15 protein-coding genes are annotated in these 18,585 nt (G+C 69.4%); 11 read left to right on the forward strand and 4 right to left on the reverse strand.

Translation table 11 applies throughout. From position 1 onward, the window contains the following. The first annotated feature begins 108 nt into the window (after positions 1–108). Positions 109–1,035, forward strand: a complete 927-nt coding sequence (locus ACZ6MZ_RS06625; RefSeq protein ID WP_389789567.1) for a proline dehydrogenase family protein — start codon at positions 109–111, stop codon at positions 1,033–1,035. A 55-nt stretch (positions 1,036–1,090) separates the two neighbouring features. Further along, a complete protein-coding gene (gene pruA, locus ACZ6MZ_RS06630) occupies positions 1,091–2,722 on the forward strand; it encodes an L-glutamate gamma-semialdehyde dehydrogenase (protein WP_469350211.1) in 1,632 nt (543 codons plus the stop codon). Positions 2,723–2,837: 115 nt separating this feature from the next. Here the strand turns inward: pruA and ACZ6MZ_RS06635 are convergent, their stop codons facing one another. After that, complete coding sequence (locus ACZ6MZ_RS06635; RefSeq protein ID WP_469350213.1) at positions 2,838–3,677, reverse strand: DUF1206 domain-containing protein; 840 nt, start codon at positions 3,675–3,677, stop codon at positions 2,838–2,840. 126 nt (positions 3,678–3,803) lie between these two features. Between ACZ6MZ_RS06635 and ACZ6MZ_RS06640 the strand changes: the two genes are divergently transcribed. Continuing rightward, a complete protein-coding gene (locus ACZ6MZ_RS06640) occupies positions 3,804–4,349 on the forward strand; it encodes a GNAT family N-acetyltransferase (RefSeq protein WP_469350214.1) in 546 nt (181 codons plus the stop codon). A 295-nt stretch (positions 4,350–4,644) separates the two neighbouring features. Then, positions 4,645–4,773, forward strand: coding sequence for a hypothetical protein (locus tag ACZ6MZ_RS06645; protein ID WP_093602575.1), 129 nt, complete (start codon positions 4,645–4,647; stop codon positions 4,771–4,773). A gap of 70 nt (positions 4,774–4,843) precedes the next feature. Here the strand turns inward: ACZ6MZ_RS06645 and ACZ6MZ_RS06650 are convergent, their stop codons facing one another. Continuing rightward, positions 4,844–6,412, reverse strand: a complete 1,569-nt coding sequence (locus tag ACZ6MZ_RS06650; protein ID WP_469350216.1) for a purple acid phosphatase family protein — start codon at positions 6,410–6,412, stop codon at positions 4,844–4,846. Positions 6,413–6,540: 128 nt separating this feature from the next. On the opposite strand from ACZ6MZ_RS06650, the gene ACZ6MZ_RS06655 reads away from it, so the two are divergent. From ACZ6MZ_RS06655 to cimA, 3 genes are all read left to right on the forward strand, one after another. Beyond that, complete coding sequence (locus ACZ6MZ_RS06655; protein ID WP_469350217.1) at positions 6,541–7,590, forward strand: 3-isopropylmalate dehydrogenase; 1,050 nt, start codon at positions 6,541–6,543, stop codon at positions 7,588–7,590. Between the two features lie 226 nt (positions 7,591–7,816). Continuing rightward, complete coding sequence (locus ACZ6MZ_RS06660) at positions 7,817–8,905, forward strand: branched-chain amino acid aminotransferase (protein ID WP_384191553.1); 1,089 nt, start codon at positions 7,817–7,819, stop codon at positions 8,903–8,905. 411 nt (positions 8,906–9,316) lie between these two features. After that, entirely contained in the window at positions 9,317–10,924 is a 1,608-nt protein-coding gene (gene cimA / locus ACZ6MZ_RS06665) for a citramalate synthase (protein WP_389789553.1), read from the forward strand. Between the two features lie 13 nt (positions 10,925–10,937). On the opposite strand, the gene ACZ6MZ_RS06670 is transcribed toward cimA, so the two are convergent. Together ACZ6MZ_RS06670 and ACZ6MZ_RS06675 are read right to left on the reverse strand one after the other, a co-directional pair. Then, on the reverse strand, positions 10,938–11,513 hold the full coding sequence (locus ACZ6MZ_RS06670; RefSeq protein WP_469350220.1) for a hypothetical protein: 576 nt from the start codon (positions 11,511–11,513) through the stop codon (positions 10,938–10,940). A gap of 78 nt (positions 11,514–11,591) precedes the next feature. Further along, positions 11,592–13,475 (reverse strand): ricin-type beta-trefoil lectin domain protein, encoded by a 1,884-nt coding sequence (locus ACZ6MZ_RS06675; RefSeq protein WP_469350223.1) that lies wholly within the window; start codon positions 13,473–13,475, stop codon positions 11,592–11,594. A 295-nt stretch (positions 13,476–13,770) separates the two neighbouring features. On the opposite strand from ACZ6MZ_RS06675, the gene ACZ6MZ_RS06680 reads away from it, so the two are divergent. The 4 genes from ACZ6MZ_RS06680 (at position 13,771) to ACZ6MZ_RS06695 (ending at position 18,585) form a co-directional block, all read left to right on the forward strand. Then, positions 13,771–14,748, forward strand: coding sequence for a LacI family DNA-binding transcriptional regulator (locus ACZ6MZ_RS06680; RefSeq protein ID WP_384191542.1), 978 nt, complete (start codon positions 13,771–13,773; stop codon positions 14,746–14,748). A gap of 77 nt (positions 14,749–14,825) precedes the next feature. Then, positions 14,826–16,496 (forward strand): ABC transporter substrate-binding protein, encoded by a 1,671-nt coding sequence (locus ACZ6MZ_RS06685; protein ID WP_389789548.1) that lies wholly within the window; start codon positions 14,826–14,828, stop codon positions 16,494–16,496. A gap of 14 nt (positions 16,497–16,510) precedes the next feature. Further along, positions 16,511–17,608: an ABC transporter ATP-binding protein gene (locus ACZ6MZ_RS06690; RefSeq protein ID WP_469350225.1), complete on the forward strand. Its 1,098-nt coding sequence runs from the start codon at positions 16,511–16,513 to the stop codon at positions 17,606–17,608. Continuing rightward, positions 17,605–18,585, forward strand: coding sequence for an ABC transporter permease (locus ACZ6MZ_RS06695; RefSeq protein ID WP_384191534.1), 981 nt, complete (start codon positions 17,605–17,607; stop codon positions 18,583–18,585). Before ACZ6MZ_RS06690 ends, ACZ6MZ_RS06695 begins: the two co-directional genes overlap by 4 nt.

The following is an 18,585-nucleotide window of genomic DNA, read 5'->3' on the forward strand; positions in this document are numbered from 1 at the left end:
ATCGGACCGATCCCTAGGTTTCACAGTGGTTCTCCGTGCCGTACCGGAACCGACCCTCTCCGTTCCGTTCCGCTCCGGCCTTGCCCGATCTCACCGTGGAGGTGCCCTGTGCTGGGTCCTGTGATCCTTGCCGCGTCGCGCAGCGACAGAATGCGCCGTGTCGTCTCGGCCGCACCGGTCACCAAGCCCGTGGTGAACCGTTTCATCGCCGGTGAATCGGTCGAGGAGACGGCCCCCGTCATCCGGTCCATGGCCGGCCGCGGCCTGGAGGTCACGCTCGACGTCCTCGGCGAGGACATCACCGACCCGGCCGAGGCGCTGCTCGCCCGGGACGCGTATCTGCGGCTGATCGAGGCCCTCGCGCCGCTGGAGCTCGGCGACCGCGCCGAGATGTCGGTGAAGCTCTCCTCCTTCGGCCAGGCCCTGCCCGGCGGCCACGACCTCGCGCTGAAGAACGTCACCGCGGTCGTCGAGGCCGCCGCGGAGATCGGCACCACGGTCACCCTCGACATGGAGGACCACACCACCATCGACTCGACGCTGGCCATCCACGCCGAGATGCGCGAGCGCTTCCCGCAGACCGGCGCCGTCGTGCAGTCGTACCTCTTCCGCACCGAGGACGACTGCCGCGCGCTCGCCGCCGCCGGCTCGCGCGTGCGGCTGGTCAAGGGCGCCTACAAGGAGCCCGCCTCCGTCGCGTACCAGGACAAGGCCGAGGTCGACAAGGCGTACATCCGCTGCCTGCGGATCCTGATGGAGGGCGGCGGCTACCCGATGGTCGGCTCCCACGACCCGCGCATCATCGCCATCGCCCAGGATCTCGCGCACCGCGCCGGACGTAAGCTCGATGAGTACGAGTTCCAGATGCTGTACGGCATCCGCGAGGCCGAGCAGGACCGGCTGGCCGCCGAGGGACACCGGATGCGGGTCTACATCGCGTACGGCACCGACTGGTACGGATACTTCATGCGCCGCCTCGCCGAGCGCCCCGCCAACCTCGCGTTCTTCCTGCGTTCGCTGGTCAGCCGCGGCTGAGCCCCCGCAACTGAGACCGACCGTCTGACCTACTGATTAAGGAGATTCGGCACTCATGGACGCTGTGACCCAGGTTCCCACGCCGGTCAACGAGCCGGTGCGCGGCTACGCCCCGGGTTCCCCCGAGCGGGCCCGTCTGGAGGTCAAGCTCAAGGAGCTGGCCGAGAACCCCGTCGACCTTCCGATGACCATCGGCGGCGAGAAGCGGATGGGCGGCGGCGAGCGTGTCGACGTCGTACAGCCGCACAACCACAAGGCCGTCCTCGGTACGTTCGCCGGCGCCACCGAGCAGGACGCGCGGGACGCGGTCGACGCGGCCCTGGCCGCCGCCCCGGCCTGGCGCGCGATGGCCTTCGACGACCGCGCCGCGATCATCCTGCGCGCGGCCGAGCTGCTGGCGGGACCGTGGCGCGAGACGCTGGCGGCGGCGACCATGCTCGGCCAGTCGAAGACCGTCCAGCAGGCCGAGATCGACACCCCGTGCGAGCTCGTCGACTTCTGGCGCTTCAATGTCTCGTACGCCCGTGACCTGCTCGCCGAGCAGCCGCCGGCCAACTCGCCCGGCGTGTGGAACCGTCTCGACCACCGCCCGCTCGAAGGCTTCGTCTACGCGATCACGCCGTTCAACTTCACGGCCATCGCGGGCAATCTGCCGACCGCGCCCGCGCTCATGGGCAATGTCGTGGTCTGGAAGCCGTCCCCGACGCAGACCCTCGCCGCCGTGCTGCTGATGCGGGTGCTGGAGGAGGCGGGACTGCCCAAGGGCGTCATCAACCTGGTGACGGGCGACGGCATCGCCGTCTCCGAGGTGGCGCTGCACCACCCCGAGCTGGCCGGTATCCACTTCACCGGCTCGACCAAGACCTTCCAGCACCTGTGGAAGACGGTCGGCGGCAACATCGAGAAGTACCGCTCCTACCCGAGGATCGTCGGCGAGACGGGCGGCAAGGACTTCGTCGTCGCCCACCCGAGCGCCGACCGCGCGATCCTGAAGACGGCGCTGACCCGCGGCTCCTTCGAGTACCAGGGCCAGAAGTGCTCGGCGTCCTCCCGCGCGTACATCCCCGCCTCGATCTGGAACGACGGATTCAAGGAGGAGTTCGCGGCCGAGGTCGACGGCATCGCCATGGGTGATGTCACCGATCTGACGAACTTCATCGGCGCCGTCATCGACGAGCGCGCCTTCGCAAAGAACAAGGCCGCGATCGACCGCGCCGCCGCCGACCCGGCCTGCACGATCGTCGCCGGCGGTACGTACGACGACGCGGTGGGCTACTTCGTCCGGCCGACCGTCATCGTCTGCACCGACCCCGCGAGCGAGGTCTTCACGACCGAGTACTTCGGCCCGATCCTCGCGGTGCACGTCTATGACGACGCCGACTACGAGACCGTGCTGACCCAGATGGAGTCCGTCTCGGCGTACGCCCTGACCGGTTCGGTCATCGCCAACGACCGCGCCGCGGCGGCCGACGCGATGGAGAAGCTGCGCTACGCGGCGGGCAACTTCTACATCAACGACAAGTCGACCGGTGCCGTCGTCGGCCAGCAGCCCTTCGGCGGCGGCCGCGCGTCCGGCACCAACGACAAGGCGGGCGCCCCGCAGAACCTGATGCGCTGGACGCTGACCCGCGCCATCAAGGAGACGCTGGTCCCGCCGACGGACTACCGCTACCCGCACATGGGCTGACGGCTCCGCACCACGGACTCCGCCCCCGGGCCGGCCCCCACGCCGGTACGGGGGCGGTTCGCGTCCCGGGAGCGGTCCGCCGCTCAGCCGCCGGTCTCGTGCCGAGGCGCCGGGATCACACCTTGCGCCAGCGGGCCATGGCGAAGGAGAAGATCCCGAACAGCGCCAGGCCCAGCGCGACGGCCGCCAGCAGCCACGGTCCCGCCGGGGTGTCGGTGAAGGAGCGCAGGGTGTCGTCGAAACCCTTGGCCTTGTCCGGCTGGTACTCGACCGCGGCCTGGACCACGAACACGCCCACGGCCGTGAAGAGGATGCCGCGCCCCGCGCCGCCACCGACCCCCGTCACATCGGTGAACTTCCGTGCCCGGTGGGACATCTGACCGAGCTTCAGGTGCTTGTGGTACTTCCGCAGCACCGCGCGGACGCCGACCCACAGACCGGCGACCGCGATCCCCACGCCGACGATCCCCACGATCCACTGGCCGCCCGGCAGTTCCAGCGCCTTGGCCGTGACGTCCTGGGACTGCTGGTCGCTCGACCCGCCGCCGCTGCCCTTGTCACCCGCGGCGAACGCCAGGACGGAGTAGGCCACGAAGCCGTAGAAGACGAAGCGCCCCGCCGACAGCAGCCGCTTGCCCTTCTTCCCGCCGTCCGGCCCCGCCGCGCCGAACAGCGCCTCGGAGAGCCGCCAGAGCGCCATCCCGACCAGCCCGATCCCCAGCACCCAGAGCAGGACGGAGCCCATCGGCTGCTCCGCTATCTCCGCGAGCGCGCCGCCGCGGTCGGCCTGTTTGCCGCCCCCGCCGAACGCGATCTGCAGCGCGAGCACCCCGATGAGCAGGTAGATCACCCCGCGCGCGACGAAGCCCCAGCGGGCCGCCGCGTCCATGGCCGGGCTGTTCGCCGCCCGCTGCGCCGTGCCTCGCCCATTGAGTGACATCGTCCGTGTATTCATAGTTTGGCCTCCGCTCCCCGGGTGCCCGGGACTGCCCCGGGAAAACGGGTGTTCGCCCAGGCCCTGTCCGGTCGCCCGGCCCTGCGGCAGGATGTCGGCCCACGGCCCGGCGGAGGAGCGCATCGCATGACGGAACCCCTGTGCACCGCCCACACCTTCGAGCTCGGCGCCGCCGTTCTCGCGGAGATCCGCGCCCTGCTGGACCAGGTCTTCGAAGGCGGCTTCAGCGATCAGGACTGGGATCACGGGCTCGGCGGTGTCCACGCCTTCGTACGGGATCCGGACGGGTCGCTCATCGCGCACGGCAGTGTGATCCAGCGCCGGGTGCTGCACGACGGCCGGTCGTACCGGATCGGTTATGTCGAGGCGGTGGGCGTACGGGCGGACCGCCGCGGGCGGGGCGTCGGCGGCCGGGTCATGGCAGCGCTGGAGCGGGTGATCGACGGCGCGTACGACGCGGGGGCGCTGTCCGCCTCCGACGAGGGAGCGCCGCTCTACCGGGCGCGCGGCTGGCAGCTGTGGCCGGGCGGGATCGAGGCGCTGAGTCCCGGGGGAGTGGTGCGGCTGCCCGAGGAGGACGACTCCACCTATCTGCGCCCGGCCGCGGGGCGGGCCCTCCCCGGGCCCGGCGGCCCGCTGGTCTTCGACTGGCGCGACGGGGACGTGCTGTAGCGGACCCGCCGCTTCGCCGCCGCTGGCCGGTTCACGCCGTCCGGATCCGCGCGGGTCGGAACGATCACCGTCTCAGATAGTAGGAAGTCCGAGTAATCGTGGAGACAGAGCGGCGCCGCTCGCTTAGCTTGGAATGAGCCGAACGCCTCGCTCCATCCAGCGAATGGCGGTCGCGGGCACACGCCCCTAGGCAGGCAACCCCTGCGGCGTACGCCCCCCGCCCCTTCCGGCGCCTCGCAGATGCCTCATGCGGCCCCACGCCGCGTGGCTCAGCTATCTCAAGGAGTCGATCATCATGGCAGAGACGACTGTCCGCCGCGTCCGTCACACTCCTCGTACGAGCGAGTCCGACCGCAAGAACGCCGCCGCCGCGCTCCAGCGCGCTCTCGACCGCCGGGACAACGGCGGCTCGACCGGCCACTGAGCCGCACCGGCCGCGGCCGCCCGGTGCGCCGGGCGGTCAGCGCGTGACGGTGGTCAGCGCGTGGCCGTGGTTACCGGGTGACGGTGAAGTGGTCCACCCGTTCGCCCGTCTCGGCGAGCGCGGAGACCCTCAGTTCCGGGCGGTGCCCGGAGGTCACCTCCACGGCGAGGAACGAGAAGCCGGTGTAGCGCACCCGTGACCACTCCACGGTCTCGGGGGCCTTCGCGCCGTCCGTGTCCCAGTGGTACGACCTCACGCTCTCCACGTCGGCGACCCTGCCCTCGTAGCTGTCCGGCACCGGAAAGCCGTACAGCGCCTTGCCCGCGCCGCCCGCCGTGACGTACACGATGCCGTCCCGCACCGAGCTGACGGACTCACCGACCGGCACCCGGCGCCGGACCTCGCCGGCGCGCAGCGCGTCGGTGCGTTCGTACACATGGTTGTGGCCGTTGACGACCAGATCGACGCGGTGCTGGTCGAAGAGCGGCACCCACGCGTCCCGCACGCCGCCGTCGGAGGCGTGTGAGCTGGTCGTCGAGAAGGCGCAGTGGTGGAAGAACACCACGATGAAGTCGATGTCCCCGTTCGCGCGCAGCTCACCCAGCCGGCGGTCCAGCCAGCGGGTCTGGGCGCCGCCGGTGTAGCCGGTGTTGGCGCGGATCTCCTGCGAGACGTCATTGGCGTCCAGGGACACCACCCCGACATTGCCGTAGGTGAATGAGTAGACGCCCGGTGCGTCCACGGGGTCGAGGCCGCCGTCCGGCAGGGTCCAGCGCGCGTTCTGGCCGCCGTAGCCGTGCGGGGAGTACCACGCCTCCATGTCGTGGTTCCCGGTGGTGACCATCCACGGCACCTGGGAGGCCACGGTCTCGGTCTGCGCCAGGAACTGGTCCCACACCCGCGCGTCATAGAGGTCCGACGCGGACCCCTGACCGCTGCTGTCGGCGTAGCAGAGGTCACCCGCGTGCAGATGGAAGGCCGGGTTCTGGCCCAGGATCACCTGGTCGTTGGCGAGGGCGTGGTACGAGACGCCCTGGTCGCCGAAGGCGGTGAAGACGAACGGCTCGGCGCGGGCCGGAGCCGTACGGAAGGTGCTGAGGGTGGAGAAGTGGCGGGCGTCCGCCGGGTCGAAGCCGTCATGACCCACTCCGTAGTAATACGTGGTGCCGGGGCGCAGCCGCTCCAGCGCGGCGTGCAGGTAGTACTGGTCCACCGCGGGCAGCTCGGCGGAGAGCGACGGCGTGTGCAGCGGCCGTACCTCCGCCGTGATCTTCCGGCTCAGCTCCCACGGCTTCAGACCCACCCGGACGTAAGGGTTCCGCACCGCGAACGGCACCTGCCAGGAGACCGTCATCTTTGTCTTCGGGTCGGAGCCGAAGGCCAGATGCCGGCCGAAGGGGGCGACCAGCGACCCGTCGACCCTGGCCGCGGCCGACGAGGGCAGAAAGGCCGGTGCGGTGACGCCCGCGGGGGCGGCGCTGGAACCGAGCAGCCCGGCGCCGGCCACGGTGCCGGCGGCGACCGAGCCGGCCCGCAGCAGGCCGCGCCGGCCGATCGTGCCGCGCAGGTACTCGTGCTGCTCCGGCATGGTCATACGGGAGGCGAGTCGGCCGGGGATCCCGACCCGGGGAGTATCCATCCCTAGAACGTGGCACCAGTGGGTGGCGGGTGTGTGTATCGCGGGCGTCGAATCGGCGACCGAATCGCAACGTGTCCACAGAGTGGACATGCCGTGTCAGGCAGTGGGACGCGGAGTAGGGTGCCGCTATGTCTCGCAGCATCAATCTCGCAGTGATTCCCGGTGACGGCATCGGCCAGGAGGTCGTGGCCCAGGGCCTGAAAGTCCTGACTTCCGTCCTCCCGCAGGATGTGAAGCTGGAGACCAAGGAGTACGACCTCGGCGCGAGCCGATGGCACCGTACCGGGGAGACCCTCCCGGACGCGGAGCTGGCGGCCCTCAAGGGCCATGACGCGATTCTGCTCGGCGCGATCGGCGACCCGTCCGTGCCGTCCGGCGTCCTGGAGCGCGGACTGCTCCTCAAGCTGCGCTTCGCCTTCGACCACTACGTGAATCTGCGTCCGTCGAAGCTCTTCCCCAACACGGCCACCCCGCTGGCCGGCCGCCCCGACATCGACTTCGTCGTCGTCCGCGAGGGCACCGAAGGCCCGTACACCGGCAACGGGGGTTCCCTGCGCACCGGTACGCCCGCCGAGGTGGCCACGGAAGTGAGCCTCAATACGGCGTACGGCGTGGAGCGGGTCGTCCGGGACGCGTACGAGCGGGCCAACGCCCGTCCGCGCAAGAAGCTGACGCTGGTCCACAAGAACAACGTCCTCGTCTACGCGGGCCACCTGTGGAAGAACATCTTCGACCGCGTCGGCCAGGAGTACCCCGAGGTCACCACCGACTATCTGCATGTCGACGCCGCGACGATCTTCTTCGTCACCCAGCCCGAGCGCTTCGACGTGATCGTCACCGACAACCTCTTCGGTGACATCCTCACCGACCTGGCCGCCGCCGTGACCGGCGGTATCGGCCTGGCCGCGTCCGCGAACATCAACCCGGACCGCGCCTTCCCGTCCATGTTCGAGCCGGTCCACGGGTCGGCGCCGGACATCGCGGGCCAGGGGAAGGCCGACCCCACGGCCACGGTCCTCTCGGTCGCCCTGCTGCTGCGGCACCTCGGTTTCGACGCCGAGGCCGTCCGGGTCGAGGAGGCCGTCGCGGCCGATCTCGCCGAGCGCGACGGTACGGCGGCCACCGCGCGTACGACCGACCAGATCGGCGACGCGCTCGCCGTACGAGTAGCGAGCTGACCCGTCGACTCCTTACAGCCGCCGGGTCTTCGGAACCCGGCGGCTGTGCTGTGCGGCCACCGGGTGCGATCCTCAGCCATAGGCCGCATTCACCCCGCTTCCTCCACCGTCCCCGCCCGAGCGATAATCGGCGTGGGCCGCGGCATGCGGGAATGCTCGGACGTCCTAGTAGCAGTAGCGGCGTGAGCGCGGTCCGTCACACACAACCGGTGAAGGACGAGTATTCATGACCACGCCCACGATCGAACTCAAGCCCTCCTCGAACCCGCTGTCCGACGCGGAGCGTGAGGCGATCCTGACGAACCCGGGGTTCGGCCGCCACTTCACCGATCACATGGTGACGATCAAGTGGACGGAGGGGCGGGGCTGGCACGACGCGCAGTTGTCCCCGTACGCGCCGCTCTCGATCGACCCGGCCAATATGACCCTGCACTACGCGCAGGAGATCTTCGAGGGGCTCAAGGCGTACCGCCGTCCGGACGGTTCGGTCGCCACGTTCCGCCCCGAGGCCAACGCCGGCCGCTTCCAGCTCTCGGCCCGCCGGCTCGCCATGCCCGAGCTGCCGGTCGAGACCTTCATCGCCGCGTGCGACGCGCTGGTCCAGCAGGACAAGGCGTGGGTGCCCGCGCACGGCGGGGAATCCTCCCTCTATCTGCGCCCCTTCATGATCGCGACCGAGGTCGGTCTCGGCGTGAGGCCGGCGAACGAGTACCTCTTCCTGGTCATCGCCTCGCCGGCCGGCGCGTACTTCCCCGGCGGGGTGCGGCCGGTCTCGGTCTGGCTCTCGGAGAACTACGTCCGCGCGGTCCCGGGCGGCATGGGCTTCGCCAAGACGGGCGGCAACTACGCGGCGTCCCTGCTCGCCCAGGCCGAGGCGGCGGAGAAGGGCTGCGAACAGGTCGTCTACCTGGACGCCCTGGAGCACCGCTGGGTCGAGGAGATGGGTGGCATGAACCTGTACTTCGTGTACGGCGACCGCATCGTCACCCCCGAGCTGACCGGCTCCCTGCTGGCGGGCGTCACCCGCGACTCGCTGCTGAAGCTGGCGGGTGACCTCGGCTACACCTCGGAGGAGGGCCGCGTCTCCAAGGAGGACTGGCGCGCCGACACCGAGAACGGCACCCTCACCGAGGTCTTCGCCTGTGGCACGGCCGCGGTCATCACCCCGGTCGGCGTGGTCAAGTCGACGGCGGGCGAGTGGACCCAGTCGGGCGGCGAGCCGGGCGAGGTCACGATGAAGCTCCGCACGGCGCTGCTCGACATCCAGACGGGCACGACGCCGGACATCCACGGCTGGATGCACGAACTGGGCTGACGCTCACGCGATCAGCACGGAGGCCCCGAACGGAGGCCCGTACCCCGGCACCCCGGGGCGCGGGCCTCGGGTCCGATGTCCACGGAGCGGCCGGTGCGCCGGCCGGGCCGCGGCGGGTGCGTCACCGTACCCGACCGTATGGTGAGACAGGGCCTCCCGAGAACGACAGACGTGCAAAAATCGACTCGTGCTCTCGTTCGCCATGATTATCGGCAGCAAGCGCGCCGGTCCGCAGTGACCGCCTCGTACCACCATGTACGGCGCGGCCATCGTGCCTCAGACCCGCGCGCAGACCTCTCGCACCCGCGAGGGGTTTTTTCGTTTTCCGGCCCCACCCTGGCGGAAGACGAGCCGCACGCGGCGACGGGGGCAAGTGGAGCCAGACCATCCACTCGACAGGAGCAACACACCATGACCACTGAGTCCACGGAGACAGACGACAGCTTTCATGTCTTCGACACGACGCTGCGCGACGGCGCACAGCGCGAGGGCATCAATCTGACGGTCGCCGACAAGCTGGCCATCGCCCGGTACCTGGACGCCTTCGGTGTGGGCTTCATCGAGGGCGGCTGGCCCGGGGCCAACCCGCGGGACACCGAGTTCTTCGCCCGCGCCCGGCAGGAGATCGACTTCCAGCACGCCCAGCTCGTCGCCTTCGGCTCCACCCGGCGCCCGAACGCCAAGGCCTCGGAGGACCCGCAGGTCAGAGCCCTGATCGAGTCCGGCGCCCCGGTGGTCACGCTGGTCGCCAAGTCGCACGACCGCCATGTCGAGCTGGCGCTGCGCACCACGCTCGACGAGAACGTGGCGATGATCCGCGACACCGTCTCCTACCTGTGCGAACAGGGCCGCCGCGTCTTCGTCGACTGCGAGCACTTCTTCGACGGCTACCGCGCCAACCCCGAGTACGCCAAGTCCGTCGTACGGGCCGCCGCCGAGGCCGGCGCCGATGTGGTCATCCTCTGCGACACCAATGGCGGCATGCTCCCCGCCCAGATCCAGGCCGTCGTCGCCACTGTGCTCTCCGACACCGGCGCCCGGCTCGGCATCCACGCCCAGGACGACACCGGCTGCGCCGTCGCCAACACGCTCGCCGCCGTCGACGCCGGCGCCACCCATGTCCAGTGCACCGCCAACGGGTACGGCGAGCGTGTCGGCAACGCCAATCTCTTCCCGGTCGTCGCCGCCCTGGAGCTCAAGTACGACAAGCGTGTCCTGCCCGCCGGAGCGCTCGCCGAGATGACCCGGATCTCGCACGCCATCGCCGAGGTCGTCAATCTGGCCCCCTCCACCCACCAGCCGTACGTCGGCGTCTCCGCCTTCGCCCACAAGGCCGGACTCCACGCCTCCGCGATCAAGGTCGACCCCGACCTGTACCAGCACATCTCTCCCGAGCTGGTCGGCAACAGCATGCGGATGCTGGTCTCCGACATGGCGGGCCGCGCCTCCATCGAGCTCAAGGGCAAGGAGCTGGGCATCGACCTGGGCGACGACCGCGATCTGGTCGGCCGGGTCGTCGGCCGGGTCAAGGAGCGCGAGCTCAAGGGGTACACCTACGAAGCGGCCGACGCCTCCTTCGAACTCCTGCTGCGCGAGGAGGCGGAGGGCCGCCCCCGCAGCTACTTCCGTACGGAGTCCTGGCGCGCGATCGTCGAGGACCGCCCCGACGGTACGCACGCCAACGAGGCCACCGTGAAGCTGTGGGCCAAGGGCGAGCGCATCGTCGCCACCGCGGAGGGCAACGGTCCGGTCAACGCCCTGGACCGGGCCATGCGGGTCGGCCTGGAGCGGATCTACCCGCAGCTGGCCAAGCTGGAGCTGGTGGACTACAAGGTCCGCATCCTGGAGGGCCGCCACGGCACGGAGTCGACCACCCGGGTGCTGATCACCACATCGGACGGCGACGGCGACTGGGCCACGGTCGGCGTCGCGGAGAACGTGATCGCGGCCTCCTGGCAGGCGCTGGAGGACGCGTACACGTACGGACTGCTGCGGGCCGGGGTCGAGCCGGTGGAGTAGCGGCTCCCCCGGTTCAGCAGTGGTCCGCCACCAGCTCCAGGAACCCGTCCCTGCTCATGGCCCGGCTGTCCGCCCACACCTGGCCGGGCCTGAGCGTGGCGAGTTCCTCGGTTGTCACGAAGACATCGCCCCTGTACATCCCCTTGGAGAAGAAGCCGTCGTCGTCGTAGGAGCGGAACTCCAGGGCGTACGTGTACCCGGGACGCGGCGCCGCTTCCGCCGGTCCCGACCACTCGGCCTCGAAGGAAGCAGGCGGTTCGAAGAGCGGGAACGGCCGGCGGCTCAGTGGATGTCTGCTTTCCGACGTCCAGCCGGGGTGCAGGGCCCGCCACGCGGCGAGCGCGTCGGCGGAGGATGTCGGCGTCGGCGAGGGCGAGACATCAGGACGGTCAGGTTCCTCCTGCTCGGTGTCCGGCCAGCTGGCCAGACTCACTCCGGTGACAGGGTCGTCCCCGCACGGCAGCGTCAGCGCCCAGGGCCGGCCGCCGTCCAGCCAGACGGCCGCCAGCGGGAGCCTGGGCGGGCTGCACCCCGCCAGCAGTACCGCTCCGCACAGAGCCCCCGTCACCGCCGCGATCATCCGCCGCATGCGCCCACCCCCCCTGACACCACAGCGTAGGAGGGGTGGGCGCACACAAGGAATCACGGAGCCGTCACAGAGCGGTGACTACTGGAGCCGCCACTTCTGGTTGGCGGCCCCGGTGCATGTCCAGATCTGGGCGCGGGCCCCGTTCACGGGACTGTTGTCCGTCACATCGAGGCACTTGTTCGCCGCGGTGTTGACGATGTCACCGGTCGCGGAGCTGTACGTCCATTGCTGGGCGCCGCTGCCGTTGCACTGATACAGCTGGACCTTCGCCCCGTTCGCCGTCGACGCCGAGGTCACGTCCAGGCACGCGCCGAGCGCCTTGATCGTGGAGTCCGTGCCGACCGTCCAGCGCTGGGCCGTCGAGCTGTTGCAGTCGTACAGCTGGACCGCGGTGCCGTTGGCGCCGGTGCCGCCCGCCGCGTCCAGGCACTTGCCGCCGAGGCCCGTGAAGGCGCCGGTGGTGCCTGAGCCGTTGCCGGACTGGGTGCCGGCCCAGGTGAAGGTCGCCGAGGTCTTGCCGGGCAGGGAGTAGCTGAAGGTCTGCCCGCCCCAGTTGACCCGCAGCTCCCACGCCGCCGACGCGTCGTTGTAGGCGATCAGCGCCTTGGACCCGTCCGTGTTGCGCCAGGCCACATTGGGGACCGTGGTGGAGGCGGTGGAGGAGATGCGCTCCGCGCCGGGCTTCACGAACTTGGTGAGGTGGCCCATCGTGTAGTACTCGATGGTGTAGTCGACCTGGCCGTGCCGGCTGTCGCCGTTGTGGACCGTGATCAGACCGTCGCAGGTGCCGCAGCCGCCGTTGTGCGGACCGCGGTTCTGGTCCACCGCCAGGGACCACTTGGTCACCGACTTCGCCCAGTTACGGGTGTAGTCGATGATGTTCGACATGTCCTCGCGCTGCTGATTCGCGATCCAGGTACCGCCGGAGTGCTCGGTCTGGAAGGCGTTCATCTGCGGATACTGGTTGTGGACGTCCGTCTGCTTCTGGATGTTGCCGCCGTAGCCGTGCCAGGCGACCCCGCCGAAGTTGGGGTGGTTGCGGACCGCCGCGTCGTTCACGGTCTCGGCCGCGTACGCGTCGTAGGTGTCCCAGTTCCAGTCGTGCGCCAGCACCTTCGTGGGCAGCCCGGCGCCCTGGAGCTTCGGCAGCAGCTCGCTCTTGGTGAAGTACGCGAGACCCGAGCCGTTCCAGCTCATGGACGGGTAACTGTCGCAGCAGGTGGGCTCGTTCTGCGCCGAGACATAGTCGACCGGAATGCCCTGGTCCCGGTAGGCCTGGAGGTACTTGACGAAGTAGTTGGCGTACGCGCCGTAGTTCTCGGCCTTCAGCCAGCCGCCGTTGAGCTGGCCGTTGTCCTTCATCCAGGCCGGCGCCGTCCACGGCGAGGCCATCGTCGTGAGGGCCGGGTTGAGCTGCTTGGCCTGCTTGGTCAGCGGCAGCACATCCTGCAGATCGTGCGCGATCGAGAATTTCGACAGCGTGGGGTCGGTCTGGCCGGCCGGTACGTCGTCGTACGTGTAACCGAAGCGGGCCAGGTCCGAACCGCCCATCGGATTACGGACGAAGGAGAGCCCGATGCCCTCGGTGGGGGAGAAGAGCTTCTTCATCGTGTCGTCACGGGTCGCCTGGGAGAGCGCCCCGCTGCCCTTCATCAGCCAGGCCGCGGTGTCCGTGAAGGAGGCGCCGCCGCCGGTGAAGGTCTGATAGCGGGTGGACTCGTCGACGCTGATGTTCGTGCCGCTGCCGCCGCTGCCCGCCTGGAAGTTGACGGGCGCCTGCTGCTGGAGACCACGGGTGACATGGCGTCCGCCGCTGTCGTCCGTGGTGGTCAGCCAGATATTGACCTGCTCGCCGGCGGCGTGCGCCGTACCGGCCGAAATGCCGGTGAGCCCGGCGGTGGCGAGGGCGCCGGCGAGGAGAACCCTCGTCAGTCGCCGCCCGGTGCCAGTCGATCTCGACATAGATCTGCCCTTCTCGGCAGTGAGGTGGGGGGTGACGCCGTGGTGCGGTACCGCTTTGGTGCGTGCGGCGTGAGTGAACTGCCGTTGTGAACTCCCGTCAAGGGGTCGCGCATTCACACCTTGAAGGCATAACGCCCCTGACCTGCTACTGGCCTGGTACGTAACAAAGGTTCGGACCAATCTCGGCGTGAAGTATTGACGACCGTGTTGCGCGCCGGTTAACTCACCGCCCAACGCCGGTACCGGTTCCGGTACCGGTTGCGGTACCGGTTCCACCCCTCAACGTGGAGGCCCGATGCGAGTCACGATCGCCGATGTCGCCCGTGAGGCCGGCGTCAGCAAGACGACCGTGTCCCGGGTGATCAATACCAAAGGTGAAGTCGACGGCGGTACGGCCGCCCGCGTGCGCGCGGTGATCGCCCAACTCGGCTACGTACCCAGCTCGGGCGCCGTCGGACTGGCCCGCGGCAGCAGCCGTACGGTCGGCATGCTGGTGCCCTCGCTGACCTGGCCGTGGATGGGCGAGGTGCTCCAGGGAGTCGTCGACACCGTCGAGGCCGCCGGCTACGGGCTGTTGCTCTTCACCTGCAACCGCGGCGCCGAATCGGTGCGGCACTTCACCGCCCAGGTCTCGGCCCGCGCCTTCGACGGACTGGTCGTCGTCGAACCCGAGAACACCCTCGACACCATCATCGGCCTGCACCACAAGGGCCTGCCCGTCGTCCTGATCGACGACCGCGGCAGCCATCCCGAGGACTTTCCCTCCGTCGTGACCACCAATCACGAAGGGGGAGCGTCCGCGGCCCGCCATCTGCTGGCCGACGGGCGCAGCAAGCCACTGGTCATCACGGGTCCGCCGCACTTCGGCTGCGTACGCGACCGGCTCAGGGGCTTCCGTGAGGTGCTGCCCACCGACCGTGTCGTGGTGGGGGACTTCACCGAGCTGTCCGGACGTCTCGCGGTCGAGAAACTCCTCGCCCACGGGACCGACTTCGACGCCGTGTTCGCGCACAACGACATCAGCGCCGCGGGCGCGCTGCGGGCCCTGCGGGCCGCGGGGCGGACCGTCCCTGACGACATCGCCGTGGTCGGGTTCGACAACATCCCGATGTCCCGGCACACCGCGCCGCCACTGACCACCGTGCGCCAGCCCGCCCGGCAGATGGGCGAGACGGCGGCGCGGATGCTGCTCCAGCACCTCGGCGGGGCGTCCGCGCCGGACGAACCCGTCGTGCTGCCCACCGAACTCGTCGTACGGCAGTCGGCTCCGTAACCCCTCCGCAGCCGCCCACCGCACCCCGGCGCACGCCAGTTGTCCCACGACCCACGCAGTCCCTTCCAGGAGTCGCCATGTCCGCACACCGCAAGCTCAGGGCGCTGGCCGCCGCCACCGTCGTGGCGGCGCTCGCCGCCGGATGTTCCTCGGCCAACTCGGATGCCAACCGGAAGGCGGGCGGCGCCTCGGGCGTGCTCACCGTCGGCATGCCGAACGGCCCGATGACGAACAACAGCAACCCGTTCCTGGGCACCTCGGCCGGCGCCTCGCTCGGCTACCGCCGCATGATCTACGAGCCGCTGGCGATGACGAACCTCGTGCGGCCCAGCGAGAAGGCCAAGCCCTGGCTGGCGACCGACTGGACGTGGGAGTCCAACTTCACCAAGGTCACCCTCACGATCGACCCGAAGGCCAAGTGGTCCGACGGCAAGCCCCTCACCGCCGAGGACGTCGCCTTCACCTTCGACCTGATCAAGAAGTACCCCGCGCTCAACGGCAACGGCATCCAGTACGGCGGCATCGAGGCGCAGGGCGACAAGGTCGTCCTGACCTTCAAGGAATCGCAGTTCGTCAACCAGAACAAGATCCTTGACATCTTCATCGTGCCCAAGCACATCTGGGAGACCGTCAAGGACCCGGCGACCTTCCCCAACCGCACCCCGGTGGGCTCGGGGCCGTACAAGCTCAAGACGTTCACCCCGCAGACCACCACCCTCACCGCGCTGCCTTCCTACTGGAAGGGCACCACGCAGGTGAAGGAGCTCAGGTACACCTCGTACAACGACAACAGCGCCCAGACCACCGCGCTCGCGAACGGCAAGACCGAGTGGTCGTTCGTCTTCATGCCGAACTACAAGCAGCTGTACGTCAACAAGGACCCCGAGAACAACAAGCTGTGGTTCCCCTCCGGGCTCGGCATCCACGGCCTGTGGTTCAACACCACCAGGGGCCCGCTCGCCAACAAGGCGCTGCGCAAGGCCATGGCGATGGTCGTCGACCGCCGTGCCATCCATGTCCAGGCGCAGGCGACCCTCTACCCGGAGATCACCAACCCGACGGGCATACCGCTGCCCGCCGGTGAATCCTTCCTGGCACCCGAGTACAAGAGCGCCACGACGAAGCCCGATGTCGCGGGGGCGAAGAAGATCCTGGACGAAGCGGGCTTCACGCTCGCCGGCGGGGTGCTCAAGGACCCCTCGGGCAAGCCCGTGAAGCTCACGTTCACCGACCCGGCCGGCTGGAACGACTACATCACCGGGCTCTCGATCATCAAGGACAACATCAAGCAGCTCGGTATCGAGGCGAAGGTCAAGACCCAGACCGCGGAGGCCTGGACGGCGGACGTCTCCAACGGCAACTTCGACGCCACGCTGCACTGGACCAACAGCGGCCCGACGCCGTACGACATGTACCAGAACATCATGGACGGCGAGCTCATCCAGCCCATCGGCAAGAGCGCCCCGCTCGGCAACTTCGGCCGGTTCGACAGCCCCGACGCGACCAAGGCGCTCAGGGAGTACGCGAACGCCACCGAGGACGCGGCCCGCACCACGGCCATGAACACCCTCCAGAAGATCATGGTCGAGGACGTGCCCATGATCCCGACGGCGGCCGGCCCCATCGGAGCGGAGTACTCCACCAAGAACTGGGTCGGCTGGCCCACCGAGGCCGATCCGTACGGCCCGCCGCAGCCCACCCAGCCCAACGCGCTGGACATCGTGCTGCACCTCAAGCCCGCCAAGTGACGACGGGACCGGCCATGACCACCCAGGACACCCACAGCACCCGAGACCCCGCGAGTGACGACAGCGCCGTCGTGCTCGAAGCCCGCGGCGTCACCAAGCACTTCCCCGTCAAGCGCACCGGCAGCGATCTGCTCGCCCGCCGGCGCCGTACCGTCCATGCCGTCGACGATGTCTCGCTGCGGCTGCGACGCGGCAGTGTCACCGCGCTGGTGGGGGAGTCGGGCTCGGGGAAATCCACCGTCGCCCGGCTGCTGGCGCAGCTGTATCCGCTCACCGCGGGTGAGATACGGCTCGGCGGCAAGCCGGTCAAGGCCGGGCGTGGCCGGTCCTTCCGCTCGTACGTCAGACAGGTCCAGCTGATCTTCCAGGACCCGTTCGCCTCGCTCAACCCCGTGCACACCGTGCGCTACCACCTCACCCGCTCGCTGAAGATCCACGGCAAGCAGGCCACCGAGGCCGAGACGGCCGAGCTGCTGGAACGGGTCCAGCTGACCCCGCCGGGACAGTTCCTGGACAAGTTCCCGCACGAGCTCTCGGGCGGACAGCGCCAGCGCGTCGCCATCGCCCGCGCCCTGGGGGCCGATCCCCAGGTGCTGCTGGCCGACGAGCCCGTCTCGATGCTCGATGTCTCCATCCGGCTCGGCGTCCTCAATCTGCTGCGCGACCTGAAGGAGCGTCTGCACCTGGCGATCCTCTACATCACGCACGACATCGCCTCCGCACGGTATTTCGCGGACACGACGCTGGTGATGTACGCGGGCCGGATCGTCGAGGGCGGCGACAGCGAGACCGTCACCCAGCGCCCCGCCCACCCCTACACCCAGCTGCTGATCGCCTCCGCGCCCGACCCCGACCGGATCGTGGCCGGGCAGGACGAAGAGGGCGAGGAGGACGAGCGGGAGGAGGGGGACGAGCAGGGTGAGACCGGCGGCGAGCCGCCCTCCCTCATCTCCCCGCCCGACGGCTGCCGCTTCCATCCCCGCTGCCCCCGGGCCATGGAGCGCTGCCGCACCGAACTGCCGCCGCGCTTCGAGCTCGACGGCGGCCAGTGGGCGGCCTGCTGGCTGTACGAGAACGGCCCGGCCGATGCGCTGGAGGTGGCGGCCCGGTGAAGTACCTACTCCAGCGGCTCACCTTCTACGCCATCACCGCCTGGGCCGCGATCACCATCAACTTCCTCATCCCCAGGCTGATGCCGGGCGACCCGGTCCAGGCCCTGATCGCCCGCTTCCAGGGGCAGTTGGACACCCACGCGGTCAACTCCCTCCGGGCGCTCTTCGGCCTCGACAAGCAGCGCTCGCTCTGGCAGCAGTACACCGACTACTGGTCGCATCTCTTCCAGGGCGACCTCGGTCTCTCCTTCACGTTCTTCCCCACCCCGGTCAGCGAGGTGATCTCGCAGTCGCTGCCCTGGACCCTGGCCCTGGTCGGCACCACCACCCTGATCAGCTTCCTGCTCGGCACCGGTATCGGCGTCTACAGCGGCTGGCGGCGCGGCTCCTGGCTGGACGGGCTGCTGCCCGTCACCACCTTCATCTCCTCCATCCCGTACTTCTGGCTCGGGCTGATCGCCATCGCCCTGTTCGCCGTGAAGTGGCCGCTCTTCCCGGCGGCCGGCGGCTACGACAGCGCGCTGGTGCCCGCCTTCGACGTGCCGTTCCTCTCCAGCGCGCTCTACCACGCCGTACTGCCGGGCGTGACGATCGTGCTGAGCGCCGTGGCCGGCTGGATCCTCGGTATGCGGAACATGATGGTGACGGTCTCCTCCGAGGACTACGTCATGGTCGCGCAGGCCAAGGGGCTCTCGGAGCGGCGCGTGATGTTCTCGTACGCCGCCAGGAACGCGATCCTCCCCAATATCTCGGGATTCGCGCTGTCCCTCGGCTTCATCGTCGGCGGCACGCTGCTGGTGGAGATGGTCTTCTCCTATCCCGGCATCGGCTATCAGCTCTTCCAGGCCGTCGGCGCCAAGGACTATCCGCTGATGCAGGGCGTCTTCTTGATCATCACGCTCTCGGTGCTCGCCGCGAATCTGCTGGCCGACATGGTCTATCTGATGCTCGACCCGCGTACCCGAAGGGAGGCCTGA

Source organism: Streptomyces sp. NPDC042201 (assembly GCF_055582185.1).